Source organism: Devosia sp., assembly GCF_028290645.1.
Lineage (GTDB): Bacteria > Pseudomonadota > Alphaproteobacteria > Rhizobiales > Devosiaceae > Devosia_A.
The window spans coordinates 1-6,796 of sequence record NZ_JAQGJL010000402.1; the positions used below are offsets into that span (position 1 = coordinate 1).

The 6,796-nt window shown below is 66.9% G+C and carries 8 protein-coding genes; all 8 read left to right on the plus strand.

The window, feature by feature from the left end; genetic code table 11:
* The coding region (locus JWQ89_RS21250) for an alpha/beta hydrolase (protein WP_299644462.1) at nucleotides 1-396 on the plus strand (396 nt) is incomplete at its 5' end.
* Nucleotides 393-905, plus strand: a complete 513-nt coding sequence (locus JWQ89_RS21255) for a GFA family protein (RefSeq protein ID WP_299644465.1) — start codon at nucleotides 393-395, stop codon at nucleotides 903-905. The genes JWQ89_RS21250 and JWQ89_RS21255, both read left to right, overlap by 4 nt.
* Nucleotides 898-1,401, plus strand: a complete 504-nt coding sequence (locus JWQ89_RS21260) for a GFA family protein (RefSeq protein WP_366144029.1) — start codon at nucleotides 898-900, stop codon at nucleotides 1,399-1,401. Before JWQ89_RS21255 ends, JWQ89_RS21260 begins: the two co-directional genes overlap by 8 nt.
* 10 nt (nucleotides 1,402-1,411) lie before the next feature.
* Complete coding sequence (cimA, locus tag JWQ89_RS21265; protein ID WP_299644467.1) at nucleotides 1,412-3,019, plus strand: citramalate synthase; 1,608 nt, start codon at nucleotides 1,412-1,414, stop codon at nucleotides 3,017-3,019.
* Nucleotides 3,020-3,030: 11 nt separating this feature from the next.
* Nucleotides 3,031-4,650, plus strand: coding sequence for a LysM peptidoglycan-binding domain-containing protein (locus tag JWQ89_RS21270; protein ID WP_299644469.1), 1,620 nt, complete (start codon nucleotides 3,031-3,033; stop codon nucleotides 4,648-4,650).
* A gap of 52 nt (nucleotides 4,651-4,702) precedes the next feature.
* Nucleotides 4,703-4,894, plus strand: coding sequence for a hypothetical protein (locus tag JWQ89_RS21275; RefSeq protein WP_299644471.1), 192 nt, complete (start codon nucleotides 4,703-4,705; stop codon nucleotides 4,892-4,894).
* 322 nt (nucleotides 4,895-5,216) lie between these two features.
* Nucleotides 5,217-5,534 (plus strand): metalloregulator ArsR/SmtB family transcription factor, encoded by a 318-nt coding sequence (locus JWQ89_RS21280; RefSeq protein WP_299644474.1) that lies wholly within the window; start codon nucleotides 5,217-5,219, stop codon nucleotides 5,532-5,534.
* Nucleotides 5,534-6,796 (plus strand): ABC transporter transmembrane domain-containing protein (locus JWQ89_RS21285; RefSeq protein ID WP_299644476.1); only part of this gene is annotated, 1,263 nt, incomplete at its 3' end. The genes JWQ89_RS21280 and JWQ89_RS21285, both read left to right, overlap by 1 nt.

Sequence of the window (6,796 nt, forward strand, 5' to 3'; positions counted from 1 at the left end):
GACCGCGATATCCGCCTCGGCGCGGCGCGCGAATGGGCCCGCTGGGAAGGCGAGACCATCACGCTGCTGCCCGATCCATCGGTCAGCAATACGTTCTACGGTGAGGATTACGCGCTCGCCTTCGCCCGCATCGAGAACCACTATTTCGTCCATGCCGGCTGGCTGGACGAGGGCCAGCTGCTCCGCGATGCCGGCCGGCTGCGCGATATCCCCGGCGTCATCGTCCAAGGCCGTTACGATGTCGCCTGTCCGCCGCAGACCGCCTGGGACCTGCACCAGGCCTGGCCGGAGGCGGAATTCATCATGGTCGAGGGGGCAGGGCACGCGCTGAGCCAGCCGGGCATCCTGCATCATCTGATCGAAACCACGGACCGGTTCGCGGGAGGCGGAATGTGAGCGACGACAGCTATCGCTTCCGGGAGTATTCGGGCGGCTGCCAGTGCGGCGCCGTGCGCTGGCAGGCCACCGAGCTGCGCGACAACCCGCATGTCTGCTACTGCCGCATGTGCCAGAAGGCATCGGGCAACGTCTTCGCGGACCTTGTCGGCATCCGCCACGAGCACCTGACCTGGACCCGCGGCAAGCCGAGTGAATTCAACAGCTCCGATGTTGCGGCCCGCGGCTTCTGTCGGGATTGCGGCACGCCGCTTTACTACCGCAGCCTCGGCGGCCCGCACGTCTCGATGACCATCGGTTCGTTCGACGATCCGCGTCTCATCCCCATCCGCTATCAGCTTGGCCTCGAGGGCCGGCATCCGGATTTCCCCCTGCTGCCCGGCGCCGAGGCGGTCGGCACCACGGAAGAAGCCGAGTCGCCCGACGACATCGCGGCCATCCGCGCGTCGAACCATCAGCATCCCGACCACGACACCACTGATTGGGTCCCGCGAGTAAGCCATGTCTGAAAGTCTCATGTCCGAAGTTCACCTGAGCGGTGGCTGCCAGTGCGGCGCAGTCCGCTTCCGCGTCGATCAGCAGCCCGACAACGTCCACGTCTGCCACTGCCGCATGTGCCAGAAGGCCGTCGGCGGCCCGTTCGCGGTGATCTGCCCGGTCCAGAAGGCGGCCTTCCACGTCACGCGCGGCGAGATCAGCTGGTTCAAGAGCTCCGAGCTCGCCAACCGCGGGTTCTGCAGGGATTGCGGCACGCCGCTGATCTTCGATTACCCCTGGGCGCCTGACATCGGCGTGCTCGCTGGCGCCTTCGACGAGCCCGATCGCGTGCCGCCGGTGGCGCAATACGGCAACGAGAGCCGCGTCAGCTGGTACGCCCACCTTGGCGAATTGCCCGGCAGCCACCCGACTTATTCGGTCGATCCCGAAGGCCGCCTGCCGCGCATCAAGGCCTCCAACAACCAGCACCCCGACCACGACACGGCCGAATGGCCGCCCCGTAACTGAGTACCCTCCGATGACTGCCCAAGCGCCTGGCAAGCAACGCCTCTACCTCTTCGACACCACGCTGCGTGACGGCGCGCAGACGGCCGGCATCGAGTTCTCGCTCGAGGACAAGATTTCGGTCACCGCACTGCTCGAGCGCCTCGGTGTCGATTACATCGAGGGGGGCTACCCGGGCGCCAACGTCATCGACGACCAGTTCTTTGCCGAAAGCCGCACCCGCGACGCGATCTTCACCGCCTTCGGCATGACCAAGCGCTCCGGCCGCTCGGTCGGGAACGACCCCGGCGTGCAGGCCATCCTCAATTCCGCCGCCGATGCCGCCTGCTTCGTCGGTAAGGCCTGGGATCACCAGGTGAAGGTGGCGCTCGAAATCACCCCCGAGCAGAACCTCGAGAACCTGCGCGAGACCATCGAAGCGGGCATCGCGGCAGGCAAGGAAGTGCTGGTGGATTGCGAGCACTTCTTCGATGGCTACAAGGCCAACCGCGCCTATGCGCTGCAGTTCCTCGAGACCGCCGGCGCCGCTGGCGCCCGCTGGCTCGTCCTCTGCGACACCAATGGCGGCACCATGCCTTCGGAGGTCACCGACATCGTCGCCGATGTGCTGAATGTCGTGCCCGGCGATCGCCTCGGCATCCACGCCCACGACGATACCGGCCAGGCCGTCGCCAACACCCTCGCCGCCGTCTCCGCCGGCGCCCGCCAGATCCAGGGCACGCTCAACGGCATCGGCGAGCGGTGCGGCAACGCCAACCTCGTGACGCTGATCCCCACGCTGATGCTGAAGCCGGGCTTCGCCGATCGCTTCGAGACCGGCGTCAGCGTCGAGCAGCTCAGCGACATCACCTCGATCTCGCGCGCCTTCGACGATCTGCTCAACCGCGCTCCGGCCCGGCAATCGCCCTACGTCGGCACCTCGGCCTTCGCCACCAAAGCCGGCATCCACGCCTCCGCGCTCGCCAAGGATGTGTCGAGCTACGAGCACGTCACGCCCGAGGCGGTGGGCAACGAGCGCACCATCATGGTCAGCCAGCAGGCCGGCAAGTCCAACCTCCTCGCCGCCCTCAAGCGCCACGGCATCGTGCTCTCGAAGGACGACATCCGGCTCGAAAAACTCCTCCGCATCGTCAAGGAGCGCGAGGCGCTGGGCTATTCTTACGACGGCGCCGACGCCTCGTTCTTCGTCCTCTCCCACAGCGTCCTCGGCACCCTGCCCGAATTCTTCGACGTCGAGAGCTACCGCGCCAGCGTCGAGCGCCGGCACAACGCGCGCGGCGAGCAGATCACCGTCACCGAGGCGGTGGTGAAAATCCGCATCGGCGACCAGCTGCTGATGTCGGTGGCAGAAGGCAACGGCCCGGTCAACGCACTCGATCTCGCCATGCGCAAGGACCTCGGCGTGTTCTCGGACCGCATCGCCGATCTCGAACTGGTCGACTTCAAGGTGCGTATCCTCGACGGCGGCACGGGCGCGGTCACCCGTGTATTGGTGGAAAGCCGCGATGGCACCGGCGAGCGCTGGTATACAATCGGCGTCAGCCCGAACATCATCGATGCCTCATTTGAGGCGCTTTACGAGTCGATTACCTATAAATTGATGAAATCAGAGGCAGCCTGAGACGCCGGCGCGTGACGGGGCAGGTTGCCCGCGTTCCCCGGGGGGCCCCGCTGAGCCGGACCGACGATCGCCGCACTCTATTGCTCGCCCTGGGTGCCGCCGGGGTGACGCTGGCGGTCGCGCTCGGCATAATCGCAATACCCGCCATCGATGCCTGCTCGACCGATCCGCGCGGCGTCGTCAGCTGCCTCCGCGACATGGCGAACAGGAAGTTCGACCTCCCCGGCACCATCCTCCCCGGGACCCGGGAGGCATTGCCCGAGGCCGCGCCGATGGACGCCCGCGCCGACCGGCCGAAGCCGGTCGTCGCGGTCGACGAGCTTCCGATACGCGCGGAGCGGCAGGTCGACCCCCTTGTGCCTCAGGCCGCTACAGACAATGCCGGCGTCGAGCCTGCTGCCGCGGTCGAGCCTGTCGAAATCGCGAAGGTCGATGCCGAAATCCCGCCGGCGGGGCAGGGGAGCACCTTCGTTTCCGCTCCGCTCGATCAGGGGCCGGTCGCAGCGCCGCTTGCCAGGCCAGGCTCCCCAGCGGTTGCCGCTGAACCGGTAATCGCCGCTACAGACGCCGCTCAGCCGATTGCTGACCCCGAGCCGCAAGAACTGGCCGAGCAGCAATTCGACGACACCGCAGCCGAGCCCGTCGTGCCGCCGCCCGCGCCGGCCGTCGCCGCTCCGCTGGTGCTGGCGCCCACCATCGATGCCATAGAGCTCGACGGCGGGTCGAGCGTCGTCTCCGGCTCCGGACCCGCCGGCGCGCTGATGCGGTTCTACGCCGATGGCAAATTCATCGGCGAAACCTCCGTGGAGGACGGGCGCTGGCTGATCGAGGCCGGCGACTTGCTGTCCGTCCCCAAGCGCCAGTTGCGCGTCGAAGCGATCGAGCCCGGGACGGGCAAGGTCCTCGGCGAGAGCGCCATCACCATCGAGATCGAACTCCCGAGCGAGCCCGCAACGCCTGTCTCCCCGCCGGTGCCAGAACCGCCGGTCGCCCCCGATCCCGGAGTCGCTCCCGCTCCGGTACCTGAACCCATACCCGACAGTGTCGTCGAGCCATCCGCGCCGGCCCCCGATGCGCCGCCGGCACCTGTCGCCATTCCGGACCCGATCCCGGACGGTGAACCGCAGACTGCCGGTCAGCCGAACGGCAGCGCGCCGCTGCCCCCTCCCGATGAGTCATCCGAGCCGGCGCCGGCGCCCGAGCCGCTGCCGCCGCTGGCCCCGGTGACCCCGGCGGGCGAGTCCGCGTCGGTCGGCATCCTCGCCTCATCGGGGCTTCGGCCGACCACCTTGCCACCCCTGGCCGACATCACCCATGAGCCGGCAACCGTCGTCCTCGACCCGCCGCATGCCCCGGCTCTCGTCGCCCAGCTTGCGGTACCCGATCCGCGCCCGACCAATCCGGTCAAAATCCTGCGCCTCCTGCCCTTCGGCGACCCGGTGAACGGCCGCTTCACGGGCCGTAAGGCCCTCATCCGCCAGGGCGATACCCTGTGGAGCATCGCCCACCGCTACTACGGCCACGGCATCCACTACCGCACCATCCTCAAGGCCAACCGCGACCTGATCCGCCGCGCCTCCCGGATCTTCCCCGGCCAGGTGCTGGACCTGCCGCTGGTGACCGAGGAGTAGGAACGAACCGGACCATCCGCCGTTGAGCCTCCGCAACCACCGGAGACGTTCAATGCCCGATCCATTCCGGCCCCTCCCGCAACCCGACAAGAAGCCCGGCGAAGTGATCCCCGAGGTCCCCGAGACCGAAGCGCCGGAGCGCGACTTCCCCGAAGGTCCGCTACCAGGCATGCCGATTTCGCACGACCCCCTGCGCGAACCCGGCCCGATGCCGTCCGAGCGCGAACAACCGCCGCTGGACTGAGGCTTCAACAGCGCTCGAGCGGCCTCCGCAGACCAATGAGCGTGGGCCACCCCCACTTTTGATCCCTCCCCACAAGGGGGAGGGAGACGACTGATGGCGCAACGAACTCGATGCCATCCTTCGCCCTTGTGGGAGGGTAGCGAAGCAGGTCTGGGCCATAGCCCAGACCGTCGCGCAGCTGGGTGGGGGGTGGCCCCACGCGCCGAACGACGTCTCAGCCCCCCAGCGAAGCCCGCCCCCCCAAGCCACTACCCAGCCAGGCAGGTGGTTTCGCCTTGCCTTGGCCCGTTCGATTCTTTATCGCTGAACGACGATGAACCCGATGCATGACGACGACATCGCCAATGTGATGCGCGCCCTCGGACACCCCGTGCGGCTCAACATCCTGCGCATCCTGGCCGCACAGCGGCCGGGCGATTGCTGCTGCACCGATGTCACGCAGAACCTGTCGCTGGCCCAGTCCACGGTCAGCCAGCACATCAAGGTGCTGCTCGACGCCGGGCTGGTCGAACGCCATCCCAGGGGCACGCGCAACTGCTATTCGCTCAGGTCCGATCGCCTGGCCGAATTCGGCATTGCCTGCTCCGGCCTGTTCTCGGGCCTCACCACCACCGATCTCCCGGTTAAAGAGCTAGCCTGATGTCTTCCGCCAATGCGGCACCCAAACGCCCCACCGTCAGCGCGGAGGAGGGCGGCCTGCTCTCCACCGTTCGCAACCTGTGGCAATACATGTGGCCGGAAGGCCGGCCGGACCTGAAGCTCCGCGTCATCCTCGCCATCGGCGCGCTGCTCGTCTCCAAGGTCGCGACGACGCTCGTGCCCTTCATCTACAAGGGCATCATCGACGGCCTCGACGCGACGGCCCCGAACAGCGCCCTGATCCTCGGCCTCGCCGTGCCGATCGTCCTCGTCATCGCCTACGGCGTCGGCAACGTCGTCGATGCCGGCTTCCAGCAATTGCGCGACGTGCTGTTCGCCTCGGTCGGCCAGCACGCGGTGCGCAAGCTTGCCCTGCAGACCTTCCAGCATCTGCACAAGCTGTCGCTCCGCTTCCACCTCGCCCGCCGCACCGGCGGCCTGAGCCGGATCATCGAGCGCGGCACCAAGGGCATCGAGACCATCGTGCGCTTCACGATGCTCAACACCGCGCCGACGGTGGTCGAGTTCCTCATCACCGGCGTGATCTTCATCGTCATGTTCGGCTGGACCTACCTGACGGTGCTGATCGTCACCGTGTGGCTCTACCTGTGGTTCACCATCAAGGCGTCGAACTGGCGGATTTCCATCCGCCGCGACATGAACGACAGCGACACCGACGCCAACGGCAAGGCCATCGATAGCCTGCTCAACTTCGAGACGGTGAAATACTTCGCCAACGAGAAGATGGAGGCCGACCGCTTCGACAAGTCGATGGAGAAATACGAGCGATCGGCCATCCGCATCTGGACCTCGCTCGGCTTCCTCAATTTCGGCCAGGCGCTGATCTTCTACACCGGCATGGTGGTGATCGGCATCATGGCGGTGCTCGGCGTCATGAACCGCACGCTGACGCTGGGCGATTACGTCCAGCTCAACACCTTCCTGATGCAGATCTACCGGCCGCTCAACTTCATCGGCTTCGTCTATCGCGAAATCCGCCAGGGTCTCACCGACATCGAGGAGATGTTCAAGCTCCTCGACCGCGCCCCCGAGATCGAGGACAAGCCCGGCGCGAAGCCGTTGGCGATCACCGGCCCGGTGGTCAGGTTCGACGACGTGAAGTTCTCCTACGACCCCGATCGCCCGATCCTCAAGGGCATCAGCTTCGAGGTTCCGGCCGGCAAGACCATCGCCGTCGTCGGCCCCTCCGGTGCCGGCAAGTCGACCATTTCGCGGCTGCTCTATCGCTTCTATGACGTCATT